Source organism: uncultured Mucilaginibacter sp. (assembly GCF_913773635.1).
Taxonomy (GTDB): domain Bacteria; phylum Bacteroidota; class Bacteroidia; order Sphingobacteriales; family Sphingobacteriaceae; genus Mucilaginibacter.
In genome coordinates, this window is the sequence record NZ_CAJYGQ010000012.1 from 101,960 (window position 1) to 126,181 (window position 24,222).

21 protein-coding genes are annotated in these 24,222 nt (G+C 40.9%); 4 read left to right on the top strand and 17 right to left on the bottom strand.

The features are described from left to right. Nucleotides 1-72: 72 nt before the first annotated feature. The 5 genes from QZ407_RS15050 to QZ407_RS15070 are packed head-to-tail and all read right to left on the bottom strand — an operon-like array spanning nucleotide 73 to nucleotide 5,994. Nucleotides 73-1,647, bottom strand: coding sequence for a sodium:solute symporter (locus QZ407_RS15050; protein WP_295772521.1), 1,575 nt, complete (start codon nucleotides 1,645-1,647; stop codon nucleotides 73-75). Between the two features lie 25 nt (nucleotides 1,648-1,672). Continuing rightward, entirely contained in the window at nucleotides 1,673-2,833 is a 1,161-nt protein-coding gene (locus QZ407_RS15055) for a four-carbon acid sugar kinase family protein (protein WP_295772524.1), read from the bottom strand. Beyond that, nucleotides 2,830-3,873: a 4-hydroxythreonine-4-phosphate dehydrogenase PdxA gene (pdxA, locus tag QZ407_RS15060; RefSeq protein WP_295772525.1), complete on the bottom strand. Its 1,044-nt coding sequence runs from the start codon at nucleotides 3,871-3,873 to the stop codon at nucleotides 2,830-2,832. Before pdxA ends, QZ407_RS15055 begins: the two co-directional genes overlap by 4 nt. After that, complete coding sequence (locus QZ407_RS15065) at nucleotides 3,866-4,804, bottom strand: dihydrodipicolinate synthase family protein (RefSeq protein WP_295772527.1); 939 nt, start codon at nucleotides 4,802-4,804, stop codon at nucleotides 3,866-3,868. Before QZ407_RS15065 ends, pdxA begins: the two co-directional genes overlap by 8 nt. Before the next feature lie 41 nt (nucleotides 4,805-4,845). After that, nucleotides 4,846-5,994: an iron-containing alcohol dehydrogenase gene (locus tag QZ407_RS15070; protein WP_295772529.1), complete on the bottom strand. Its 1,149-nt coding sequence runs from the start codon at nucleotides 5,992-5,994 to the stop codon at nucleotides 4,846-4,848. 313 nt (nucleotides 5,995-6,307) lie between these two features. Here QZ407_RS15070 and QZ407_RS15075 point away from each other — a divergent pair, with 313 nt between their 5' ends. Together QZ407_RS15075 and QZ407_RS15080 are read left to right on the top strand one after the other, a co-directional pair. Then, nucleotides 6,308-7,180, top strand: a complete 873-nt coding sequence (locus tag QZ407_RS15075; RefSeq protein WP_295772531.1) for an AraC family transcriptional regulator — start codon at nucleotides 6,308-6,310, stop codon at nucleotides 7,178-7,180. A 490-nt stretch (nucleotides 7,181-7,670) separates the two neighbouring features. Next, nucleotides 7,671-8,156 carry a DUF4126 family protein gene (locus QZ407_RS15080; protein WP_295772533.1) on the top strand — a complete coding sequence of 162 codons (486 nt, stop codon included), beginning with the start codon at nucleotides 7,671-7,673 and terminating at the stop codon, nucleotides 8,154-8,156. Here QZ407_RS15080 and QZ407_RS15085 read toward each other — a convergent pair. After that, nucleotides 8,153-9,280: a mechanosensitive ion channel domain-containing protein gene (locus QZ407_RS15085; protein WP_295772535.1), complete on the bottom strand. Its 1,128-nt coding sequence runs from the start codon at nucleotides 9,278-9,280 to the stop codon at nucleotides 8,153-8,155. The two genes, QZ407_RS15080 and QZ407_RS15085, sit on opposite strands and share 4 nt — an antisense overlap. 370 nt (nucleotides 9,281-9,650) lie before the next feature. On the opposite strand from QZ407_RS15085, the gene QZ407_RS15090 reads away from it, so the two are divergent. Next, nucleotides 9,651-10,016 carry a hypothetical protein gene (locus QZ407_RS15090; protein ID WP_295772537.1) on the top strand — a complete coding sequence of 122 codons (366 nt, stop codon included), beginning with the start codon at nucleotides 9,651-9,653 and terminating at the stop codon, nucleotides 10,014-10,016. Nucleotides 10,017-10,110: 94 nt separating this feature from the next. Here the strand turns inward: QZ407_RS15090 and QZ407_RS15095 are convergent, their stop codons facing one another. From QZ407_RS15095 to QZ407_RS15115, 5 genes are all read right to left on the bottom strand, one after another. Then, nucleotides 10,111-10,500, bottom strand: a complete 390-nt coding sequence (locus QZ407_RS15095; protein WP_295772539.1) for a VOC family protein — start codon at nucleotides 10,498-10,500, stop codon at nucleotides 10,111-10,113. Between the two features lie 98 nt (nucleotides 10,501-10,598). Then, nucleotides 10,599-11,573, bottom strand: a complete 975-nt coding sequence (locus QZ407_RS15100) for a polyprenyl synthetase family protein (RefSeq protein ID WP_295772540.1) — start codon at nucleotides 11,571-11,573, stop codon at nucleotides 10,599-10,601. Nucleotides 11,574-11,596: 23 nt separating this feature from the next. Next, nucleotides 11,597-13,738 carry a ribonuclease R gene (gene rnr / locus QZ407_RS15105; RefSeq protein WP_295772542.1) on the bottom strand — a complete coding sequence of 714 codons (2,142 nt, stop codon included), beginning with the start codon at nucleotides 13,736-13,738 and terminating at the stop codon, nucleotides 11,597-11,599. Between the two features lie 102 nt (nucleotides 13,739-13,840). After that, nucleotides 13,841-15,565: an ABC transporter ATP-binding protein gene (locus QZ407_RS15110; protein ID WP_295772544.1), complete on the bottom strand. Its 1,725-nt coding sequence runs from the start codon at nucleotides 15,563-15,565 to the stop codon at nucleotides 13,841-13,843. 47 nt (nucleotides 15,566-15,612) lie between these two features. Continuing rightward, nucleotides 15,613-16,314 (bottom strand): 3'-5' exonuclease, encoded by a 702-nt coding sequence (locus QZ407_RS15115; protein WP_295772546.1) that lies wholly within the window; start codon nucleotides 16,312-16,314, stop codon nucleotides 15,613-15,615. A 137-nt stretch (nucleotides 16,315-16,451) separates the two neighbouring features. On the opposite strand from QZ407_RS15115, the gene QZ407_RS15120 reads away from it, so the two are divergent. Further along, nucleotides 16,452-17,198: a glycosyltransferase family 2 protein gene (locus tag QZ407_RS15120; protein ID WP_295772548.1), complete on the top strand. Its 747-nt coding sequence runs from the start codon at nucleotides 16,452-16,454 to the stop codon at nucleotides 17,196-17,198. Here the strand turns inward: QZ407_RS15120 and QZ407_RS15125 are convergent, their stop codons facing one another. From QZ407_RS15125 to QZ407_RS15150, 6 genes are all read right to left on the bottom strand, one after another. Beyond that, entirely contained in the window at nucleotides 17,199-18,221 is a 1,023-nt protein-coding gene (locus QZ407_RS15125; protein WP_295772550.1) for an exopolyphosphatase, read from the bottom strand. 46 nt (nucleotides 18,222-18,267) lie between these two features. After that, nucleotides 18,268-19,518 (bottom strand): ABC transporter permease, encoded by a 1,251-nt coding sequence (locus QZ407_RS15130; RefSeq protein ID WP_295772552.1) that lies wholly within the window; start codon nucleotides 19,516-19,518, stop codon nucleotides 18,268-18,270. Nucleotides 19,519-19,528: 10 nt separating this feature from the next. Then, on the bottom strand, nucleotides 19,529-20,425 hold the full coding sequence (locus QZ407_RS15135; RefSeq protein WP_295772554.1) for an ATP-binding cassette domain-containing protein: 897 nt from the start codon (nucleotides 20,423-20,425) through the stop codon (nucleotides 19,529-19,531). A 150-nt stretch (nucleotides 20,426-20,575) separates the two neighbouring features. Next, nucleotides 20,576-22,459, bottom strand: a complete 1,884-nt coding sequence (gene htpG / locus QZ407_RS15140; RefSeq protein ID WP_295772556.1) for a molecular chaperone HtpG — start codon at nucleotides 22,457-22,459, stop codon at nucleotides 20,576-20,578. 184 nt (nucleotides 22,460-22,643) lie between these two features. Continuing rightward, on the bottom strand, nucleotides 22,644-23,258 hold the full coding sequence (locus QZ407_RS15145) for an FMN-binding negative transcriptional regulator (RefSeq protein WP_295772559.1): 615 nt from the start codon (nucleotides 23,256-23,258) through the stop codon (nucleotides 22,644-22,646). A gap of 1 nt (nucleotide 23,259) precedes the next feature. Beyond that, complete coding sequence (locus tag QZ407_RS15150) at nucleotides 23,260-24,207, bottom strand: acetylornithine carbamoyltransferase (protein ID WP_295772560.1); 948 nt, start codon at nucleotides 24,205-24,207, stop codon at nucleotides 23,260-23,262. Nucleotides 24,208-24,222: the final 15 nt, after the last annotated feature.

The window sequence follows — 24,222 nt, forward strand, 5'->3', positions numbered from 1 at the left end:
TAAACGCTGTCTCAATCAAATTCGTTAATCAATCAAAGTTGATATATCGCTTATTTGTTGTAAATCTACAGCTTATGCTTCTTCTAACTCCAAAGCCTTTTCCTTACGACGGCTCTCGCGCCATCCGCTAAACAGCAGGTTGCGGTCTAAATTTGGTTTAGGGAAGAACAAGCTTGCGACATATCCAACACCTATAACCACCAAGTGACTATACACCCCTAACATTAATTTATTATGTGTAAAGTTGTATTTTCCTAAATCAAGCAGCAAAGTTTTATTTTCGCCAAGGCCAATAGGAGTGGAGGTCAGGAATGCATACGAAGTAAAAATGATACACACCACTATAGCAATATTTACTCCCTCACGATTAGCGCGTGAGCTTAGTAAGCCTAAAAGAAAAATACCAACTATACCTCCCGAAAAAATAGCATAAAGCGTAAACACAACGCCTAGCACACCTTCGTTTCCAATGCTGGTATAAAGCATACCAATGGCCATTGATAGTAATCCGGAACATACCACCATTACGCGGCCGCCAAAAAGGTATTCTTTATCAGGGCGGTTAGGACGTATTTTTTTGTAGTAATCTTCAACGCCTACAGCAGCAAGCGAATTTAAGTCGGCACTGAGGCTGCAAATAGCTGCAGATATCATGGCTGCCAGTATAAAGCCTACCACACCCGTTGGTAGCTGAGTTATGATAAAGTATGGGAACACACCATTGGCACTTACACCCTCAGGCAAAGGATTTTGCTTATAGTAGACAAACAGTGCAGTACCTATAAACATAAATAAAGTCCATACAGGCACAGTAAGTGAAATACCGAGTAAAGAAGCTTTTATAGCTGCCTTGTCATCTTTGGCAGTCAGGTAGCGTTGTACAACGGTTTGGTCGGTGCCATATTTTTGAATGGCATAAAACATACCATTAATGGCCATTACAATGAAGGTAAGTTTGCTGAAGTCAACGTCATATGGGCCAAAGCCGGTACGGTTATTTGCAGAGGCTACGTTCCATATTTCGGTAACGCCACCTTTTACCGAAAATAGCAAGACTAGCAAGCAAACAACGCCGCTGGCAAAAAGCATAAAGCCCTGAAATACATCAAGCCATATAACAGCCTCAATGCCACCCATCAAATTCACAGCAATAATTATCAACCCGGTTACAATGATGATGGCAAAAGTATTACCGCCAGTCATGTTACTCAAGGCAACAGCCAGCAGGAAAAATACCGTTCCCATGCCTGAAAACTGCCTCAAAACGAATGCAATGGAACTATAATAACGGGCTACAGTACCAAAGCGCTTTTCAAAATATTCATAGGTACTTAAACCAATTACTTTTCGGTATAGGGGCACAATAATCCAAATTACGCCAAGCAATACAATTGGTACCATTAAACCTTGTACCAGCAAAATCCAGTTCGAGGAGAAGCCTTCACCCGGATAACCCAGAAAGGTAACACTGCTTATAAGTGTTGCCAGTAACGACATACCAATAGCCCACGCCGGAACGCGGCCTTTAGCAGCAAAATATGATTGGGTGCTATTTTGATTTTTTGCATACCGCAAACCCAAATAAAGGGTTACCAGTAATACGCCAATAATAATTGAATAATCTATAACGCCTAAAACGGGCTTCATAATTTAATATTGGTTCGGTTTATAATTAAAATGCCCAAATGCTCTTGCTCCAGCTGTAGCTGCCGGGTTTAAGCGTTATGTGCAAATTAGTGTTTGGTACAGCACTGCGTATAACACCGGGTGCAAGTTCTTGCACGGGTACCATAGTGTGTACATTAAGCAAATCTAGTATAGCGGCAGCTGTTGAGCCTCCTTCAATTACCAATTCATTTACTTGTACCTTATTAAAAACTTTTTTTACCGCCAGCGCCATAACTGAGCGTTTGTGTAAAGCACCATCGCCAGTATGGGCATCGTTGGTATCAGGTATGCTCATTACTGCCTTTCCTCGCTGCTCAATAAGGCTGGTTGTTTCATCAGCCCAATCATTCAATAACATTTCGTCAGCATTGCCCAAAATCGCTACGTTCTCAGGCATATAACTTACAGGACCGTTGCCGGCGTTCAGCTCTTGAATAAGAGTAACACTTGGTTTAAACGTACTGCCGCTAATATACAATATAGAGCCAGCTAAACTAAATTCATCAACGGTATTGTTACCTCCTTGAGGCTCTCCTAAAAGCTTGTTTAAGCAGGCAGTGAAAAAGCCTGCTGCGCCTGCAGCAAGTGTGCAGTTAGTTAATTTATCAGCCCAATTATTTAAGTCACCCTGCACTTCGGCTTCACCAACTATAATGGCTTCATTATTTGTGTAGTCAAAGTGGGGTAAAACGCTAAATGGATAAGGCGAAGAATTAAAACGCGTAAGTATATGCGAGTGAGTTACCGGAAACTCCGGATCGTCTTTAAAGCTGGTTTGATGAATAGGTGTATTGTTAATGTAATAATGCCCGTTAACTAATGTACGGCCAAGTGATGGGTTTGCAGGAACTATAATAGCACTGCTAAAATTCATTGCCTTACATTGTGCCGCTATTTCGGCAAATACATGGCCACGTAGTACAGAGTCAGTCTTTTTAAAAACGAATTTCGGGTTCAGCGTTTTAAGTTGCTCACTCACCTTTCGGGTAACTTCGATGGCATTAGCCTCGTTCATTGAGCGGGCATCGGTGTTAATCACCAGCATATCGGCAGGTGAAGCCGTATTAACATTGCGTGATATCTCGACTTCAAGGCCGTATTTAATGCCAATGCCGCCAATTTCGGCGGCACCGGTTAAATCATCCGCAATTACGGTTATCCTCATACCGTAGCAGTAGTTTTATGGTGAGCCAGCTGTACAGCCGATTCAATAGCTAAAACCATAGCGTCGGGGCTGGCAATGCCTTTTCCGGCAATTTCAAATGCTGTACCGTGGTCAACAGATGTACGTATGATTGGCAAACCCATAGTTATGTTAACGCCTTTTACGCTGTCCATTTGTTTCTTTTCCGGATTCCATTTAAAGCCTGTAAGCTTAAATGGTATGTGCCCCTGATCATGATACATGGCTACTACACCACCATAGTAGCCGGTAGCTGCTTTTGAAAACATGGTATCAGCCGGAACCGGACCTTCTACGTCGTATCCGCGGGCTAAAGCCTCTTGTACCGCAGGTAGAATTTCCTGGTCGTCTTCGGTGCCAAATAGGCCCGAATCTCCTGCATGTGGATTTAAGCCTGCAATGCCAATTTTAAGGTTTTTTTCACCAAGGCTTATTAATCCGTTGTGAAGCAACTCAGTAACTTCAAGTATGCGATCTTTTTTAACAAGGTCACAAGCCTGACGAAGAGACACGTGAGTTGAAACGTGTATAACCTTCATACTATCTTCAACCAACAGCATAGCATATTTTTTAGTTCCTGTGTACTCGGCATAAATTTCGGTATGGCCTGCATAGTGGTGCCCGGCCTCGTTAACCGATTTTTTATTGATAGGGCCGGTAACCGTTGCATCAATATCACCGGCCATTGCCAGTTCAATAACTTTGGTAACCGACTTGAATGATGCATCACCTGCCATGGCTGAAATCACACCAAACTCCAATTCATCCAAGTTTACGTTATTCAGATCGTAAACATCCGGGCGGCCAAATTCAAATTTTGCTTCATGCACACTCTGAATTTTGTTGATACTTAAATCAAGACCAATCTTCTCAATGATGTGATTAAAGACACCAGCGTCGCCAACAATAAGCGGACGGCAAATTTCATATATCTTGCGTTCAGTAAGCGCTTTCAAGGCAATCTCCGGTCCAATACTGGCCGGGTCGCCCATGGTAATTCCGATGATAGGTTTTTCAGACATTTGAGGGCTGTTTAAAAAAAGATGATTCCTGTTGTAAAAGTTGATGGTATGATTTAACCAGGTTTTGCTCATCGCGCTCATGTAGTGCGCTCAAAGGCGGCATCATGTGCGCATCACATAAGCCATTTTCCTGCATTAACACTTTTAAGGCGCGTAATGATTCGCCAAGTGTACGTCCTGACTGGTAAACGTTGCCCAGTGTATCAGAAAGGTGCTGATAGTGATAAGCTTTTTCGGTGTCGCCAGCAATTACAGCCTTCGTCATTTCACAATAAATTTCGGGAGCAACGTTGCCTGTACTTGGTATCAATCCGTCGCCACCATTTAACAGTGCATAAGCCGATTTGGCTGCCCATCCTAAAAAGTGACTAAAGTCTTCTCTTCCCGACCAAAGTTCCAATGAACGATCCAATCTGCCATCGTTGCGTTCAGAGTCTTTTGTGCCAACGATAAATTCATGGTGGCTCAATTCATCAATCAATTCAAGGGGAATTGACATATGTGTTGTTGCCGGTATATTATAGATAATTACAGGACCAGCTACGGCATCAGCAAGGCGTACAAAGTAGTCCTTCATCTGGTCTTCAGAAAGATGGTAGTAAGTTGGAAGCGTTGCCGCAACCGCTGCTGCGCCTGCATCCAAACTGCTTTTAGCCAACTCTACACTTTCTTCGAAGCAATTACTTGAAATGCCAACATAGAACTCTGACCCCGGTTGTTTGAGCGCAGCTGTTGCTTTGATGAACGCATGCTTTAGTGTAGCAGGCAAAGAAGCCGACTCGCCGGTAGTGCCCAAAATAAAAGGCATAGCATCATTTTTGTACAAGTTAAGTACAATACGTTCCACGGCTTGTTCATCTAACTCATACCGGGCAGTTAGAGGTGTCACCAGCGGAACAACTGTGCCTTTGTATTTCTTTTGTATCTTCATTAATATATAGAGGTTTTTACACCAAGTTTTTAATCTATTTGTTATTCAAATGCGGCGTTAAAAATGCCAACAGCATCATCATATGATACATGACGCGGATTGTTTACCAGCAAACGCTGTATAAGCATGGCTTCTTCGGCCAACTGCGGTATTACCTCTTTGGTTATACCAGCTTCTTTTAAAGTAGCCGGTATGCCACAGGCGGCAATAAGTTCTCTAATTTTTGCAATGCCTGCCTGTGCTGTACTTAAATGATCACTTTGTCTTTCGCAACCTAAAGCAACGGCAACATCAGCGTAACGTTGCGGAGCTGCCGGAACGTTAAACTCCATTACATAAGGTAAAAGCAAAGCATTAGATAAACCGTGAGGCAGATGGAATGTGCTGCCCAATGGATATGATAATGCGTGCACGGCTGCCGTATTTACCGGACCAAGGCAAAAGCCTCCCAACATGCTGCCCATTGCCACTTTTAAACGTGCATCTTCATTCTTGCCATCTTTAACAGCATCAACAAGGTTTTCGGCTATGAGGCGCATGCCTTCATAGGCATAAATGTCAATAAATGGTTGTGCAAATTTATTGGTGTAGGCCTCAAGGCAATGTGTCAGTGCATCTAAACCGGTGGCAGCAGTAATTGCCGGTGGAACGCTGAGTGTAAGTAATGGATCAACGTAAACTACATCAGGCACCAGGTATGGGCTAATAATACCTTTCTTTTGATGTTCATCATCAACTAAAATGGCGTTTGGCGATACTTCACTTCCTGTTCCGGATGTTGCGGGTACGCAAATAAGACCTGTTTGACGACCTTGTAATAAACCATTGCCAACAATTGCTTCAAGAGGCTGATCATTTTTTAATTGTGCTGCCACAAGCTTTGCAATGTCAAGAACGCTGCCACCGCCAATACCAATCACCATATCTGCATCAACACCTTCAAATTGCTTCATCAAAGCACGGAAGTCTGCAAAACTTGGTTCCTGGTTAATGTCAATGTTAACATGAACCAATACGCCTGCTTCCTTAAGGGAATTAAAAAAAGGATCGAGTTGATTTAGCAAAGGGCCAATTGTAATAACGATAATTTCGCGTGCATGAGGCAAAATCTCATCCTTTAAATTGGCAAGTGAACCGTTGCCAAAAACAAGTTTACCCGGAAAATGAATTTTTAGTAATTGTTGAACCATGTATAGTGTTACAGTAACTTAATAAGCCGTATGCCTGATTACCGGCGAACACGCTGCCGTAAAAAGTAAATAACAAATCATCGCCTGTTGTACATGTTATTGCTATACAACTTTTCTAATCTGAGCAGTGCCTTAGTTTGATTATTGGTTACTTTAAGCACAAACATATTAAAGGTTAATGCTAAATCTTTATAGTATTTTTTCTATAAATAGTAGAATGTTAGCATAAACTGTCCACGCCAGTACTTTTTAATGGATATTTTATATAATATTGACATGAAATTACAGTTAAGCTAATTTACAACATTCATTTATGAAGCCGCTTTATCGTAAACTTCCGGGTAAAATTGAAAGCTCATTTAGTGTGAGGCATGATGTAATGCCCAATTATGGCAATATATGGCATTATCACTCTGAGCTTGAGCTACATTACAATATACAAGGGGAAGGTGTGCGCTTTATAGGTGATAACATTGGCAACTTTTCATCAGGTGAGCTGGTATTACTGGGTGAGAACCTGCCACATGCCTGGCGGTGCCGTGAGGAATATTATCAGCCAAACTCAGGCTTGCATATTGAGGCTATTGTAATGCACTTTTTACCTACGTGCCTTGGCAAAGATATTTTGCACTTGCCCGAAGCTTATGCTATACCAAGATTGTTTGAGCGCGCTAAGAGTGGTATGATAATTACCGGTGAAGCTAAAGTGAAGATCATTGAGTTGATGAAGCAGGCTATTGATGCAACTAACCTCGACCGTATAATTATTATGCTGTCGATAATGAAGTATTTGGCCGAGACAAGTGATTACAAACCTATTGTTAACGAGATAAGTGCGTTTCAGCAAAATACCGATCTGGATGATAAGCGGTTGAGTAACATCTATACGTATACGCTTTCCAATTACAAGCGCGATATCACACTTAAAGAAATTTCGGCATTGAGTAATTTAAGTGTTACTTCATTTTGCAGGTACTTTAAGCTAATGACCAATAAAACGTATTACGATTTTTTAACCGAAATACGCATTAGTCACGCCTGCCGCCAATTAGTAGAGAATAAGTTAACCACCGAGCTTATTTGCTTCAATTGCGGCTTTAACAATATTTCCAATTTCTATCGTCATTTTAAAAAAATAAAAGGTGTTACGCCGGTAGAGTATAAGCGTAAGTACTTAAATTATTAAGCATATAAGCCGTCTTAAAGATGGCTTTTTTTATGCGACTAAGTTTACCAGAGCTTTTTTCAAAATCCCTCTTAAGTGTAAACGACCGATTAGTCGGTTAAACTTCTACCGTGCTGAGCATACCTCATGCTATACGTCTAGCTTATTTCGTAGGCGTAGTGTATTTCGTTATTTTATTCCTCATTTGTGCTTTCGACTGCCGGTGCGCACCTGTAACCTGCAAAGCAACATTATACCGCAGCATCACTATGTTTGGGTTTGGTTATACGTATTTCAATCATTTGTGAAAGTGTAATGGCTGCAGTACCGCCATGTTCGCCAGCAGGCCTTCGCCTATCGCGTTCGCCAGATCTTCTGGTGCGTTTTCCTCTTTAATCTTCACAGGTGTGTTTTAAAGCTGTAACATCTTTTATAACTATTGCTTTAATAATTTTCTATTATAAAACACAAACTGCTGTTTAACGTACTTATTAAACAAAATACTAAATGTATGTCTTTTAAAATATCAAAGCCTTTTTGGCAAGCTTTAAGTTTAGGCGCTATCGCCGGTAGCCGTTCAATGGCTGCACCTGCTATTACCAGTCATATTCTCAGCCAACACAAATCAGCTGCGATGGAAGATTCGCCTTTAAGTTTTATGCAGTCTGACAAAACAGCAACTGCTTTTAAGCTATTAGCCGTTGCCGAGTTTGTGGGTGATAAAATGCCTACTGCTCCTAACCGTGTAGCGCTGCCAGCTTTAACCGGAAGATTTCTGACCGGAGCATTAGCGGGGGCCAGTGTTTACAAAGCGGGTGGGGGTAATGCAGCACTTGGTGCGCTGCTTGGTGGTGGTGCAGCCATACTCTCAACCTTCGGAAGTTTTTATTTGCGAAAAGCAACCGTTAAAAGTTCTCACATACTGGACCCTTTGATAGGCGGACTGGAAGATGCGCTGGTTGTAGGAGCAGGCACTGGCCTGGCCAGCGCAGCCTAAATAGAACTTTCTGGTAAGGCCTGCGGAAATTTGTCCTTGTAATCTGTGCGTATTTTTGGCAGGCCTTCCGGGTAGTTTTGTTGTATGTAAGTAATCATGTTTTCGCGTATAAAACACCGCAGGTCAAAAGCGTCTGATGAATTACGTGCGCTTACGAGCATTCTTATTTCAATAGTGCGTTCTTTAGCATCCGTTAATTGGAGTACCTGCACTTTACCGTCCCAAAGTTTAGTTAAAGATAGTAGGCGTTCAAACTCGGCACGCAAAGCCTGAAGCGGTATAGAGTAATCCATGTATATGAAAACAGTGCCAATGATGTCTGCCGAGATGCGCGTCCAGTTTTGAAATGGCTTTTGAATGAAGTAATTAATAGGCAAAATAAGCCTCCGCTGGTCCCATATACGAAGTACAACATAGGTAAGCGTTATATCTTCAACGCGTCCCCATTCTCCTTCAACTACTAACACATCATCAATACGAATAGGCTGCGTAAAAGCCAGCTGCATGCCCGCCAGTAAATTGCCCAATGAGTTTTGCGCCGCAAAACCAATAATTATACCGCCTATACCTACACCGGTTAATAATCCTGTGCCCAATTTGCGAAAACTTTCAAAGCTTAGTAGCACAAGCGCTATCGTTACAAACACTATTATGGCAACTACCAACTTACGTAGAAACTTAAGCTGGGTACGTATTTTACGTTCTTTTAAATTGTCGGCTTTATTTAAATCATATATGTGGTACACATAATCTTCTAAGACGCGGATTGCCCTTGTGAGCAATATGGCAAAGGATATGACCAATAAGATGTTTACGCATCTATCAAGAAATCCATAGTATACCTTATTCATCCGCATAAGCGGCATCATTATTTTAAATACAAGTAAGGGTATGAAATAACCTATAGGCCAGCTTAAGTGAGTTACAAAAGAGCCAAAGAAGGAGTAATTGTTTCTTTGAGAATAAATACGCAATAAGCGTGATGTAAGAAATTTGATGAGTAATCCTAGTACTGTTGCAGCTATCCATATGCAAAAGTTCCAGAGTAAGGGATGCATTTGCTTCGATACAACTAAAACTTCGGGCGGAAGACGGTTACCAATTTGTAGTATTATTAACGTCATACCGTTGTAAAGGCAGGAGAGGACTTATTGTTTGCAGTTAGTTTAAATACGCTTTTACGCAGCGGTGAAACACAATAAATATTAGCTATTTGTGTTAAATATGAGTAACGATGAGCGAGTAAACCAGAAACAAATAAAAGATTGTCAGTATTTGGTAAAAGGCTGTATTATACAGTGGTGTTTTATGATTAATTAATAAATTTTCTTTATAATATTAATAAAGGTTTTGGCCTTTATTAATTAAGAAACTTCTAAAGAGTAGAGGTGATTGTTTTAGAGTGATTGAGCAGGCCGTTGATGTAAATCGTCGGCCTGTTTTATTTAAACCTTTGTGAAAAAGCGTAGTCTATAAATTCTAAAATTTATCACTATGAAAAAATCAATCATCCTTATTGCTTTACTCTTGCCTTTAGCGGTTATGGCTCAAACACCAGGATTTTATGTCAAGTCTAAAGATCAGTTTTTTACATTATTTGCTACCAGTTATATGGGATCAACAAAGTGTTCAATAAAAGTTGATTTTGGTAGTGACAGGCAGCTGCTTAAGCAGTTTGATAATAAGATAATTGATGAAACAAGCAAAGTAAAAGAATATGACTCGCTCGCTGATGCTTTAAACTATGTTTCGGCGTTAGGTTGGGAGTTTGTTTTTGCCTATCCAACAAAATTTGAAAAAAATTACTTTTTCAGTCAATACCTTTTCAAGAGAAAGGTTTTATCAGAACCCGCCAAATAATTTGCGGGCTTATACCGTGAAAAATAATTGCTATATTTTATAAGCCTGAAATTATTTTCAGGCTTATTCTTCAATATAAATCTATTAAACAGTATTATTCAGTATGCTCATCTTTGGGTTCCCAAAGCTCGATAATGTTGCCTTCAGGATCTAAGATGTGCACAAATTTTCCATAGTCATATTCAGCTATTTCATCCACAATGGTTACGTTGTTTGCCTTTAACTCGCCTACAAGTGCAACCAAATCAGCAACCCGGTAATTGATCATGAATGGCTTGGCCGATGGATTGAAATATTTGGTATCGGCCGGGAAGGGATTCCAAACCGTGGACCCTTTTTTTGAAGCGTCATCAGCCTCTAACCAGTCAAAGGTTGTACCATATGCACTTGTGGGTAAACCCAGGTTTTCAGCATACCACTGATTTATGGCCTCCGGGTTGTCGCTCTTAAAGAAAATTCCACCAATACCTGTAACTTTTTTCATGACTTTGTTTAGTTATGTGAATATAGAAAAAAGCCGATACGTATTGATTACAAATGTAAGTTATAGCTGACTGTGTTTTAACGATACAATAACTAGAGCTAATTTTCTCTAATCATTAATCCGTCAGCAAAGCTTCGTAAATACTGCTTTTTATCTTCAGATACTGATAGATTATTTAAAGCCTCGAAACCTATTGCAGCGTAGTGATGCATTGCTTCTTCGGCCTGTTGCCTTATATTTAAAGAGTTATATACTGACGTTACCGCTGTTACCTTGGCAGCAGTATCAAAGTCATTGCTATTAAGCCAATTATCAAGCTCAAGCTTTTCACTCTCACCGGCAAGCTCAAGTGCTTTAATAAGTAGAAAGGTCTTTTTGTTGGAAATAATATCGCCGCCTACCTGCTTGCCAAACTTTTCCGGATCTCCATATACATCAAGTATATCATCTTGCAGTTGGAAGGCTATTCCAAGCTGCTCGCCAAATGTATAAAGCAACTTTGCATCTTCTGCGCTGGCCCCACCAATTAATGCTCCGATGTTAAGCGCACCGCCTAATAGTACTGCTGTTTTAAGACGAATCATGTTGATGTAGTCATCTATTTGTACATGAGTTTGCTGCTCAAAGTTCATGTCAAACTGCTGCCCCTCACACACCCCAATTGCTGTATTACTGAATATTTCGAGTACCTGCCGCAAAATACTGTCATCAACCTGCATCATAAGCTTGTAGGCCTCAACCAGCATTACATCTCCTGAAAGAATGCCTGTGTTTGGGTTCCATTTTTCATGTACGGTGGCTTGGCCGCGCCTAAGCGGCGCATTATCCATAATATCATCATGCACCAGTGTGAAGTTGTGAAATACTTCAATGGCTAAAGCAGGTGAAATGGCCTTCTTAACATCGCCGCCAAACATATCGCAAGCCATGAGCAGCAGGGCAGGGCGCATTCGTTTGCCGCCGATTGAGAGGATGTATGTGATGGGCTCGTATAACTCTGCAGGTGTTACCGGGTAAGATAATTTTCCTACAGCGTCTTCAATAAGTAGCTGTAAATTTTTAAGTGTGTTCATAAAATAGATGGTGCCGTCAAAAGCTAATCAAGCACCAGCGAAAAATCAATTTGCTTTTTGGTAAGATCTACGTTTTTTACTTTAATTCGGACTTCGTCACCTAGTTGATAGACTTTCTTTTTTCGCTGACCAATAATGGCGTAATTTTTTTCGTCTAAGGTATAAAAGTCGTCTGATATATCACGCAGTCTAATCATGCCTTCGCAATTATTTTCGGTAATCTGCACATACATTCCCCATTCCGTAACTCCCGAGATAACGCCTGTAAATTCACTTCCGATGTTATCTTGTAGGAACTCAGCCTGTTTGTATTTCACTGAGGAGCGCTCCGCATCAGCAGCTTTTTTCTCCATATCTGAGCTGTGTTTACATAGTGCTTCGTAATGCTCGGCATTTACTGGCTCGCCACCATTTAAATAATGAAACAGCAGGCGGTGCACCATTACATCGGGGTAGCGGCGTATGGGCGATGTAAAATGGGTGTAATGGTCAAATGCAAGGCCGTAATGGCTACTGCTTTTAGTGGTGTATATAGCTTTGGCCATTGAACGTATTGCCAGTTGTGTAAGCACGTTCTGCTCTTTTTTACCCTCAACATCAGTCATTAAATGGTTAAGCGATTTTGCAATCTCCCGGTCCGATTTCATATTGATGCGATAGCCGAAACGTGCGGCGAATTGTGCAAAATTTCCTAACGTCTCGGGGTTAGGTGCATCGTGAGCACGGTACACAAACGGAAATTTCTTTTTACGTCCCTTACCTTTTTTGCTTACAAATTCGGCAACCTTGCGGTTAGCCAGCAGCATGAAGTCTTCAATAAGTTTGTGCGCGTCTTTACGTTCTTTTACATAAACGCCAGTAGGCTTGCCTTGCTCATCCAGCTTAAATTTAACCTCGGTGCTTTCAAAACTTATTGCTCCGTTTTTAAACTTTTGCTCGCGCAGCTTATAAGCCACGGCATTCAAAATCTTTATTTCATCAGAGTACTCACCTTCGCCAGCTTCTATAATTTCCTGCACTTCTTCATAAGTAAAGCGTCGGTTGGAATGAATAACGGTTTTTCCGAACCATTCACTCAGCACTTGCCCGGCATCATTCATTTCAAAGACAGCTGCGAAGCACAATTTGTCTTCATGCGGACGAAGCGAGCACAATCCGTTTGATAATCGCTCAGGCAGCATGGGTATCACGCGGTCTACCAGGTAAACCGAAGTTCCACGTTCATAAGCTTCCTTATCTAAAGCCGAATCGGGGATAATGTAGTGCGCAACGTCGGCAATGTGTACACCAATTTCGTAATTGCCGTTATCAAGCTTTTGGAAGGAAATGGCATCATCAAAATCTTTTGCATCAAACGGATCAATAGTAATGGTAAGCACCTCTCTAAAATCACGGCGTTTAGCTATTTCTTCATCAGTTATGTCATCTGCTATATTCTCAGCTTCTGCCTCAACCTCAGCAGGGAAGGTTAGCGGAAAACCATACTCGGCCAAAATGGCGTTCATTTCCGTATCGTTTTCCCCCTGCGTTCCTAATATGGTTTTAATGGTACCAATTGGGTTTTTGGCTTGTGGTGGCCAATCGGTAATAGCGGCTACGGCTTTCATGCCGTTTTTGGCACCGTTAAGGTCACTCAGCGGTATAAAAATATCGTGAAGCATCTTGCGGTCGTCAGGTATGAAAAATGCAAAGCGCTCAGATATTTTTACAACACCCGTAAACTCCATTTTAGCGCGCTTAATAATTTCCATTACTTCACCTTCCTTGCGCTTGCCTTTGCTTTTAGCATAAACGTAAACTTTAACGCGGTCGCCGTTGAGCGCAGTGCGCACTTTACGGGGGGCTATAAAAATGTCGTTCTCAAATTCATCATCAGTGACGATGAAAGCCGAACCATCGGCGGTCATATCTACCCGCCCTTCAACAAAGGTTTTAAGCTCGAGTAACTTAAATTTACCGGGCGACACTTCCTGCAAAGTTTTCTTTTTGGCTTCTTCCTTAAGTATTTCCAGGATCGTCTCGCGCGATTCAGGCTCGCGGATGTTTAGCTTGGATGAGATTTGTTTATAGTTTAAAGCTTCCTTTCCGTTTTGCTCAAATACATCCAGCACAAGCTGTGTAAGAACCTGTTTTACAGAAGGAGCTATGTTTTTCTTTTTCGACATTAGGCTAACAGTATGTTGCTAATATATGCAATGTAATGCATAAGCAGTTTTATGTATTCAATAACAAGCGTAAGTTGTTAAAGTTGCGCAACAATTAATTTGTTAAATACTTATTTGCGGAATGGAGGCAATAAGCTTTTGAGTGTAAGGTGTTTTTGGATTTTGATAAAGCTGTTGAGCATCTGCAATTTCTTCAATTTGCCCTTTATTTATCACCATAATGCGGTCAGATATGTGCTTGATTACCGATAAATCATGCGAAATGAAAATGTAGGTTAACCCTAAATCGCGCTGTAACTGTTTAAGTAAGTTGAGTACTTGCGCTTGTACGGAAACGTCAAGCGCCGAAACTGATTCGTCGCATATTATAAATTCGGGTTGAAGTGCCAGGGCCCGTGCAATGACTACCCGCTGCCGTTGCCCGCCCGAAAATTCATGAGGATAGCGGTTAAAATGTTCGGCAGCTAGATTCACACGTTCAAGTAATTCAAGCGCTTTTTGCTTACGCAAAGCGTTATCTTGATGTAAATCATGAACCTGCATTGGTTCTGTAAGAATTTGACCTATGGTTTGCCGTGGATTTAAAGAAGAATATGGGTCTTGAAAAATAATTTGGATTTGCCGGCGCATTTTCCTTAACGCATCGGCAGACAACATTCTGATATCTGTTCCCTTATAATTTACCTGTCCGGAGGTAGGTTCAATAAGTCTGAGTATACTGCGGCCAAGTGTGGTTTTTCCGCTGCCTGATTCGCCTACCAATCCTAATGTTTCGCCAGGATAAACATCGAATGTTACATTATTTACTGCCTTAATATATTCTTTTTTTGAGGAGAACCACCCTGATTTTACAGGAAACCATGTGCAAAGATCAGTCACCTTTAAAATGGGTTCCTGATTAAATAAGGATTTCTTATGATGTTCAGCCACTGTAGTATCAACAGCCAATCGGCGTTCCAGGCTTGCTATGTTCAATCCTGTGCTGGTTAGTGAGCCGTCACGTTCAACTTTCAAGAAGTCGCTAATTACGGGCAACGTTTTTAGCTGACGGTTTACCGTTGGCCTGCAGGCCAGAAGCCCTTGGGTGTAAGGATGCTGTGGATGTTGAAATACTTGCCTGGCAATGCCTTGTTCAACTACCTGCCCTTTGTACATCACTAAAACCTTATCGGCTACCTGGCTTACAACGCCTAGATCATGCGATATAAACAGGAGCGCCATGTTGCGCTTAGCTTGAATCTTAAGCAGCAAATCAATAATTGTTTTCTGTACGGTTACATCAAGTGCGGTGGTGGGCTCATCGGCAATTAATAATTCAGGGTTGCATGACAGGGCCATGGCTATCATTACACGCTGCCGCTGACCACCTGAAAGCTGGTGAGGATAGCTATCAAATATGCTTTCGGCCCGGGGAAGCTGTACTTCGTTAAAGAGCTTTACGGCTTCGTTATGTGCATCACTTCTGCTTAGTTTACGATAAAGCTTTATAGCCTCAGTCACTTGAGTGCCGCATTTTAAAACCGGGTTTAAAGAGGTCATGGGTTCCTGAAAAACCATGGCAATGCGATTACCTCTTATCTTACGCATATCCTGCTCGCTTAGCTTACTTAGCTCAACGCCATCAAACAGTATGTTGCCGGTAATATTGCTTTGCTCTTCATTAAGCAAACGCATTATGGCTAATGATGTAACAGATTTGCCTGATCCCGATTCACCCACTATGCCTAACGTTTCGCCTTTTTTTATGCTAAATGAAATACCCTTTACAGCCTCAAACATGCCGTTTGTCGTATTAAAGCTAATATGTAAATCATTTATGTGAAGCACGCTATATGCAATAAGGATGTTTACTTAATATAGTTTTGCAGGCAATATTATTCAACAATGGTAACCATGTCTTCTTCAATGAGCTCTTCGCCCTTAAAGCGCTTTAACAGTTGAGCTGTTGCCACAACGTCTTTCTGGCAGTAGGCGCATATGCGTTCAAGTGCATTATCTACCCAGTACACATGCCCAACCATGCTACCATCAATATCATCTTTGGGGGTAGGTATGTTAAATATGGCTGCCATTAAGTTAAGTGAGGTGAAGTTTTTGTAGTCGCCAAATTTCCATAGCTCCATAGTATCCAAGTGGCAAATTTCCCATGGCTTTTTACCGGCAATTTGTAGTTGCAATGGTAGCCTTATGCCATTAACCAACATGCGCCTGCATATGTATGGAAAATCGAATTCTTTTGCGTTATGCCCGCACAAAACCAAGTTATGAGATCTTTTGCTCAACATGCCCGCAAAATTGGCTAATAATTCTTCTTCGTGATGTGAAGCAAAGGATTTTACCCTCAGACCGCCCTCCCGTGTAAACATTCCTACCGATATGCAAATGATTTTACCAAATTCGGCTTGAATACCGGCATTGCGATAAAAGTCTTCGGCTGTTTCGTCTTTGCGCTGATAAGTTGTTTTTTTCTCCCACAAATGCTTTAAGTTTTCCGGAACCTGGTCATAACTACCGTATTGAGGTACGGTTTCAATGTCAATTACCATGATATTATACCAATCCAGATTATCGAGCATATTTAACAGTTTACTTTACGCTACAAATTAAAGCATTTTTACTGATGATGTACTTTTGCCCTTACTTTTGTACGTTTGTGATTTAATAAGCTTCCGTGTAATACATGAATATGACCATGCACAAGGAGCTTCAGTGCATGATACACGAAAAATTGCCTATGATTATAAGTAAGTTATCAATTGTGATACCCGCCTACAACGAAGGCCGTACCATTCATCTTATTTTAAATAAGGTTAAAGCAGTTGAATTAATTAATGATATACAGAAAGAGGTAATTATAGTAAATGACTGTTCTACAGATGATACGGAATTAGCTGTGCAGCGCTACATAAGCCAAAACCCTGAAATCGAAATCAAATATTATAAACACGATGTAAATCAGGGTAAAGGTGCTGCTTTACATACCGGTATATCGAAGGCAACGGGTGAATATTTGATTATACAAGATGCCGATTTAGAGTATGACCCGGCCGAGTACAACGACCTTCTTAAACCTGTTGTAAATGGCTTTGCAGATGTAGTCTACGGCTCAAGATTTATGGGCAGCAACCCGCACAGGATATTGTTTTTTTGGCATACCATTGGCAACCGTTGGCTAACACTGGCTTCAAACATGTTTTCAAATTTGAATTTAACCGATATGGAGACATGTTATAAGCTATTTAAAACCAGCATGGTACAAGGCCTTAAGTTAACCGAAAAGAGATTTGGATTTGAACCTGAGGTAACCATCAAAATGTCGCGTATACCTCATATACGTATATACGAGGTAGGCATATCTTATTATGGTCGAACCTATTACGAAGGCAAGAAAATCGGGTGGAAAGATGGCGTGAGAGCAATATATTGTATCCTTAAATTTGGCTTATTCAAAGCTAAATAATCAAATGTTATCAGTGCTTACTAATCCGGCCAGCACACCTTCTTTAAGGGAATAAGCCGTCATTAAAACGTTGCTTACGTTTAATTTGTGTAACAAGTGGCGGGATAATAGTGCCGCTACTACAATCATATCAACCCGAATAGTAGCTATACCTTTGTTAGATTCACGTTCGCTATGCGTAGAATCAATGATTTTGTTTAAGATGTTGTTCAATTTTCCATCCGTAAAGCGGTAAGTAATGTAATTGCTTATGTCAAATTCGTGATCTTCGCTACGCTCAATTAGCTCAGCAAACGTTTCAAATGCGCCCGAAGATCCAATAATATTATTAATTTGATATCCGGATGCTGCTTCATACAACGGACTTAATTTATCGTCGAGGTATCCAGTCAAGTTGCTTATTTCAACAGCTGATATAGGATCAGAATGGTGGAACAAAGCCATCAAGCGTGCAGCGCCTACTTCAAAGCTCTGTTTGTAGTGTATGCAGTTGGCATTACATATAATAAACTCAACACTACCGCCGCCTATATCAATAATCAGGCTGTCAGCATCCGTTAAACATCCTGAAGCTTTCACACCTTCATAAATGTAAGTTGCTTCCTTGTCGCCTGTAATCGTTTCTATTTGAATCCCTGTTGCATCATAAACCTCACTTATAAAATGTTGGCCATTTGATGCGCTGCGCATAGCTGATGTAGCAATTGCTTTTATCGCTTTGGCTTCATGCCTGTCAATAAGTAGTTTGAAGTTCTTTAGTGCGGCTAACCCTCGTTCAAATGCCTCGGGTTGGATAGTTCCTTCATTAATTCCACCTTCGCCCAGTTTTACGCCAAGATGCTCGTGATGTATTACTTTGAAGAAGCCTTCATCAGGCTCGGCAATGGTTAGGTGAAAGGTGTTGGTGCCCAAATCCATTACAGCCACACGGTTTTTATAATTATTCAAAGCAGGTACATTGTTAGTAGATGGAAGCATACGGCTTAAATGTACAAACCCCATAAAATGTTTTAAGCTTTCCACATGGTGAAAAGCTTAAAATAACATTAATAGTAAATGGTTATCAGCATTATTCTTTGTAGAAAAACCACTTTACTAACTCGCTGTAACTTGCTTTTTTTCCGTACATTAAAATACCAACGCGATATATACGTGCTGCTACCCAAACGGTAAAAATAAAGCCAATTACCATCAAGCCCATTGATAGGCCTACCTGCCATGGATCAGGGTCAAATGGCAAACGAACCATCATAGCTACCGGAGCAGTGAACGGTATGATAGACAACCAAAAGGCCAGTGTACTATCGGGGTTTTGAGCCAGGAACGTTACAGATATAAGGTAAGTAAACAATAGCGGCATGGTAATAGGGAACATAAACTGCTGCGTTTCAGATTCACTGTCAACTGCAGAACCTACGGCTGCAAACAGGGCGCTATACAGTAAAAATCCGGTAAGAAAATAAAACAAGAAGCAACTTACGATGTACCCAAACGGCACACCCTTTAATGATGCGAATACACCCAGCATAGGGCTTTGCGGAGCATTGAAATATTTGTTGGCAATGTAACTTACTACTACAGAAAGCACAATCCAGGCTAAAAATTGAGTCAGGCTTACAAGTGCTACGCCTATAATTTTGCCAAGCATTAATTGGAATGGCTTAACCGATGATACAATTACTTCAATAATTCGATTGGTTTTTTCTTCAATAACACCACGCATAACCTGTGCGCCGTAAATGAATAACGACAGGTAAATGATAATGGCACCTGCTACACCAACACCATACAAAGCACCTACGTTTGATTCTTTGTCGCCACTGTCTGTAACCTCTTTGGCACTAATGCTTATGTTGCTTTTGACATCCTTAATTTTTGCCGTGTCTATACCGCGAGCAATCATGTTGTTATTAGTGGCTATATCATTCAGCTGCCGCTCAATGGCCATTGATACGGTTATGTTCGGTTTCTTCTCAGAAAGTAGCTGTATAGATTTGAGGCTCTCGTAGTCTTTGGGTATGTACAGCAAAATATCATCTTTATGCGTTTTTAAATCTTTACGGGCTTCAGCCAAAGGTTTATTTACATCCTCAAATTTAATGGTTGGCTTATTTTGCATTTTGCCGGCAAACTGGCCGGTTTCATCTAAAACCTTAACCGTACGAATGGCATTAAGCTCGCTGCTGTTTTTATAAATAAGGTACATTACAGCATACATTGCCAACAAAAGAACGGGCACCAAAAACACCGTAACTAAAAATGCTTTTTTGCGCACACGCGATAAATATTCGCGTTGTATAATGAGTAAAACTTTGTTCATGTGACTAAGCTTATTTGGTTTGCTGAATAAATATTTCGTGAACGCTTGGTATAATTTCCTGCAGGCGATTAACGCTTACCTGCGGAATGAGGTATTGCAAAACGTCATTTGAGGTGGCACCCTCATTTAGTTTTAAACGCAATGTATGGGTCTCATCATTAAAGGCTTCATCAATAGTGGTGAATGGTTGGTTGCCGTTCATACTTAAGGCATTGCCGCTATACTCAATGAGGTAGGTTGCATTACGATATGAATTGCGTATGTCTTTTATACGTCCGTCAAGTATCTTGTGTGATTTATGTATTAATGCAATTGAGCTGCACAACTCTTCAACAGATTCCATGCGGTGCGTTGAAAAGAGTATGGTTGCACCTTTTTGATTGAGCTCAATTATTTCGTTTTTTATCACTTCTGCATTACCCGGATCAAATCCACTAAACGGTTCATCAAGAATAATCAAATCAGGTTCATGTAAAACGGTGGCAACAAACTGCGCCTTTTGCTGCATACCTTTTGAAAGTTCTTCAACCTTTTTATTCCACCAGTCTTGAATTTGTAGCTTTTCAAACCAGTTTTTTATACGGCGAGTAGCCTCGGCGTGGCTTAAACCTTTAAGGCGTGCTAGGTAAACAATCTGCTCGCCTATGGCCATTTTTTTATATAGCCCGCGCTCCTCTGGCATGTAGCCTATTCTTTCAATATGTGATTGATTGAGCTTTTCGCCGTTAAATAGAATTTCACCCGAGTCGGGTGCTGTAATTTGGTTAATGATGCGGATAAGAGAGGTTTTGCCGGCGCCATTAGGGCCTAAAAGACCAAATATTTGGCCAGCCGGCACCTCAAGGCTAACATCATCCAACGCGCGATGACCGGCGTATTGTTTTACAATGTTGCGAATGCTAAGCATAAATGTGGGGTCAGTGGTTAAGTACGTGAATTTAGCGTTTAATTTTTAGATAACATTGACAAAACCTTGTTACAAATACAGCCTAAGTATTTTTAACAAAAAAAGCCTGAAAGCATTACGCTTTCAGGCTTCATTACATATTTAAGCAGCTTATATCAAGCTTACGCTTCTGTTAACAAACTCGGTAAGCTCGGCACCGGTTAATAAACCTTGTGAAAGTAAAGCTAAATCAAAAGCTTGCTTTGCTAATTGGGCTTGCTCATTCTCATCACCGGTTTCCAAAATGCGGCTTATAAGTTTATGGTTTCCGTTTACTACAACCTTATAGTTGTCTGGCAGGTTTCCGTAAAAACTCATACCACCCCCCATTTGAGCCATATCTTTCATGCGGCGCATAAACTCGTCCATGGTTACGGTTACCGGTAATTCATCGGGGTTAAGGCTTTCCAGTTCAACCTTAAAGCCAGGCTTGGTAATTGCCTTTTCAAATACGCTTTTAACCTGGGTAACCTGGTCGTCAGTCAATACTGTTGCCGGTGCATCATCTTTTTTAATCAATTTATCAGCAACATCAGCATCAACCCGTTTCAATGAAGTTTTTTCGAGTTTTTGTTCCAACTGGCTAACAAAATGATTGTCAATAGGGGAGTTCATCACCAACACATCATATCCCTTTTTAGTAGCCGATTGTATAAATGAATCCTGCTTTTCCGGCTCATTAGTATATAGATAAACTAATTGCCCGTCCTTATCAGTTTGTGCTGCTGTAACTTTTTCCTTGTACTCGTTTAATGTGTAGTTTTCTTTGGCGGTGTTGGTCAATAAAACAAAGTCTTTAGCTTTCTCATTGAACTTATCATCGCTTACGTAACCATACTTCACAAATAAACCTATGTCGCTCCATTTTTCTTCATAAGCTTTACGGTCAGCTTTGAAAATTTCGCTTAACTTATCAGCAACTTTTTTGGTGATGTAAGTATTGATTTTCTTCACATTGCTATCAGCCTGTAAGAAACTGCGCGATACGTTCAGCGGAATATCCGGTGAATCGATAACACCGTGCAATAGCATCAAAAACTCAGGAACAATATCTTTAACCTCATCAGTTATAAATACCTGACGAGAGAACAATTTGATTTTGTTGCGTTGGAAATCAAAGTCATTCTTAACCTTAGGGAAGTATAGTACACCGGTAAGGTTGAACGGATAGTCAACATTCAGGTGAATCCAGAACAATGGCTCTTCAGAGAATGGATAAAGCTCTTTGTAAAACTGCAGGTAATCCTCATCCTTAAGTTCTGACGGTGCTTTGGTCCATATAGGCGTGGTTTCGTTTATGATGTTATCACTAACTACCGACATGTATTTCGGCTTGCCTTCTTCGTCCTCACCATCAGGAACCTGATCTGTACGCTCACCAAACTTAATTGGCACAGGTAAAAACTTAGCATACTTGTCTAAAATTTCCTGTAGCTTTTGCTTGCTTACAAACTCTTCCGAATCTTTGTTAATATGCAAAATAATGTCGGTACCGCGTGTGGTGCGTGTGCCTTCAGTAATCTCAAACTCAGTACTGCCGTCACAAGTCCAGCGTGCAGGTTCTGCACCTTCCTGGTAAGATAACGTGTTAATCTCAACCTGATCGGCAACCATAAAGGCAGAATAAAAGCCCAAACCGAAGCGTCCGATGATTTCGTTAGCGTCTTTAGCCTCTTTGAACTTTTCCATAAATTCAGTTGCACCCGAAAATGCAATTTGATTTATGTATTTTTTTATCTCATCAGCGGTCATACCAATACCGTTATCAGATATGGTAATGGTTTTGGCTGTTTCATCTAACGCAACTTCAACTTGTAATTCACCTAATTCGCCGTTATACTGACCTAAAGACGATAAACGCTTCATTTTTTGGGTAGCATCAACTGCGTTTGATACAAGCTCACGCAAAAAAATCTCGTTATCAGAGTATAAAAACTTTTTAATGATGGGGAAGATATTTTCGGTGTGAATCGAAATTGTTCCTTTTTCCTGCATATGATTATTTTTTGATATTATTATTTGACTATAATGGTTTTAACAAGGCTTGTTCCAATTGTATTTTAATTGTCAAAATGGCAGAGAAGTTAACCGCAAGCATAGTTTTCTTCAAATTGATGCTGCAAAAAGTGTCGATGTTTCAGAAGGGAATAGACGTATTTTACTCCAAAAATACTAAAGGCTATTTATGAACTTCGGCTTGCATGTAGCCGCCTATCACTTGCTCATTGAAATCGGGACTTTGAGAAAAGGCTTTGATGATAGCATCACGATCAGTAGATGTACGGTTTTGGCTGAGTTTCTTTTTGCCCTGTAAATCGCTTATTTTGATATCAAACACTACGATTCCCTTGCACATCTTTAATTTATAGTCCAAAGGCAAACCGGCCCATTGCTTAAGATAGGCCATGTCATATGAACCTATCATTTCTTCGAGTGCTTGTAATTGTTCTGCTTCGTCTGTAATCACTGTGGCTTCACCGTAGGCATGTATTGCTATGTAATTCCAGGTTGGTACGTTCAGCTCTTTTTCATAATGGGCAGGAGATATGTATGCATGCGGCTCGGTAAAAATTACCAGCGATGTTCCGTTAGCTATATATTCAGCTTGTGGATTGGCCTTGGCCAAATGGGAAGATAAGGTCACCTGCTCACCTTGTTGTTTAATCAAAAAGGGGAGGTGAGTGGCCTCGGGTATATTGCCGCTTATATTAATCAATGTAGCAAAGCTGTATTGCTTCATAAAAGCAACAGCCTCGCTAACATCATTTAACTCAAAGCTTTTTGGGGTATACATTTTACAAGCTTTGCAACAATTGCTTAAGTACTACCTGAGCAGCCCAAACTCGGTTACCTGCCTCGTGTATAATCACAGAGTTTGGGCCGTCCAGTATTTCGTCAGATAGCTCCAGGTTACGGCGAACAGGCAAGCAGTGCATCACTTTAGCATCATTAGTTGCTTTCAGTTTCTCGTTGTTGAGCATCCACCCAGGGTGAGTGCCGGTAACTGCGCCATAAGGCTCATAAGCCGACCAGTTTTTTACATAAATAAAATCGGCATCGGCAAGTGCTTCATCCTGGTTATGGGTAATTGTTGCGCCTCGCGTGAAGTCTTCGCTTAATTCGTAACCCTCCGGATGAGTAATTACAAAATCAACGTCGGCTTTACACATCCACTCGGCAAAGGAGTTAGGTACGGCCTGTGGCAATGCTTTAATGTGAGGCGCCCAGGTTAACACTACTTTAGGACGATCAACCGTTTTAAGCTCGGTGATAGTTATTAAATCGGCCAAACTCTGCAATGGATGGCGGGTAGCCGATTCAAGGCTTACAACTGGTACGCCACAATATTCAACAAATTTGTTAAACACCTGCTCGGTATAATCCTCCTCACGATTTTTAAGTCCAGGGAATGAGCGCACACCAATTATATCAACATACTGACCTAAAACGGCAGCGGCTTCGCGTACGTGCTCAACGGTAGTGCCATTCATCACGGCACCATCCTGTAGTTCCAGCGCCCAGCCTTCTTTATCAATATTAAGCACCATTACGTTCATGCCTAAATTAAGCGCGGCTTTTTGCGTACTCATGCGGGTACGCAAGCTTGGGTTTAAAAATACTAAACCTATGGTTTTGTTCTTTCCTAAGTCTTGAAAAGCATATGGACTGCTTTTCAATTCCAAAGCTTCGGCCACTAAGGCGTTAATGTTGTTAACGTCGTGTACTGATGTAAACTGTTTCATGAAACCCTCCCGTCC

Bases quoted from the DNA above. Each gene is read 5' to 3' on its own strand.
- QZ407_RS15050 (WP_295772521.1), bottom strand. From the start codon at position 1,647: ATGAAGCCCGTTTTAGGCGTTATAGATTATTCAATTATTATTGGCGTA.
- QZ407_RS15055 (WP_295772524.1), bottom strand. From the start codon at position 2,833: ATGAGGATAACCGTAATTGCGGATGATTTAACCGGTGCCGCCGAAATT.
- pdxA (WP_295772525.1), bottom strand. From the start codon at position 3,873: ATGTCTGAAAAACCTATCATCGGAATTACCATGGGCGACCCGGCCAGT.
- QZ407_RS15065 (WP_295772527.1), bottom strand. From the start codon at position 4,804: ATGAAGATACAAAAGAAATACAAAGGCACAGTTGTTCCGCTGGTGACA.
- QZ407_RS15070 (WP_295772529.1), bottom strand. From the start codon at position 5,994: ATGGTTCAACAATTACTAAAAATTCATTTTCCGGGTAAACTTGTTTTT.
- QZ407_RS15075 (WP_295772531.1), top strand. From the start codon at position 6,308: ATGAAGCCGCTTTATCGTAAACTTCCGGGTAAAATTGAAAGCTCATTT.
- QZ407_RS15080 (WP_295772533.1), top strand. From the start codon at position 7,671: ATGTCTTTTAAAATATCAAAGCCTTTTTGGCAAGCTTTAAGTTTAGGC.
- QZ407_RS15085 (WP_295772535.1), bottom strand. From the start codon at position 9,280: ATGACGTTAATAATACTACAAATTGGTAACCGTCTTCCGCCCGAAGTT.
- QZ407_RS15090 (WP_295772537.1), top strand. From the start codon at position 9,651: ATGAAAAAATCAATCATCCTTATTGCTTTACTCTTGCCTTTAGCGGTT.
- QZ407_RS15095 (WP_295772539.1), bottom strand. From the start codon at position 10,500: ATGAAAAAAGTTACAGGTATTGGTGGAATTTTCTTTAAGAGCGACAAC.
- QZ407_RS15100 (WP_295772540.1), bottom strand. From the start codon at position 11,573: ATGAACACACTTAAAAATTTACAGCTACTTATTGAAGACGCTGTAGGA.
- rnr (WP_295772542.1), bottom strand. From the start codon at position 13,738: ATGTCGAAAAAGAAAAACATAGCTCCTTCTGTAAAACAGGTTCTTACA.
- QZ407_RS15115 (WP_295772546.1), bottom strand. From the start codon at position 16,314: ATGCTCGATAATCTGGATTGGTATAATATCATGGTAATTGACATTGAA.
- QZ407_RS15120 (WP_295772548.1), top strand. From the start codon at position 16,452: ATGATACACGAAAAATTGCCTATGATTATAAGTAAGTTATCAATTGTG.
- QZ407_RS15130 (WP_295772552.1), bottom strand. From the start codon at position 19,518: ATGAACAAAGTTTTACTCATTATACAACGCGAATATTTATCGCGTGTG.
- QZ407_RS15135 (WP_295772554.1), bottom strand. From the start codon at position 20,425: ATGCTTAGCATTCGCAACATTGTAAAACAATACGCCGGTCATCGCGCG.
- htpG (WP_295772556.1), bottom strand. From the start codon at position 22,459: ATGCAGGAAAAAGGAACAATTTCGATTCACACCGAAAATATCTTCCCC.
- QZ407_RS15145 (WP_295772559.1), bottom strand. From the start codon at position 23,258: ATGTATACCCCAAAAAGCTTTGAGTTAAATGATGTTAGCGAGGCTGTT.
- QZ407_RS15150 (WP_295772560.1), bottom strand. From the start codon at position 24,207: ATGAAACAGTTTACATCAGTACACGACGTTAACAACATTAACGCCTTA.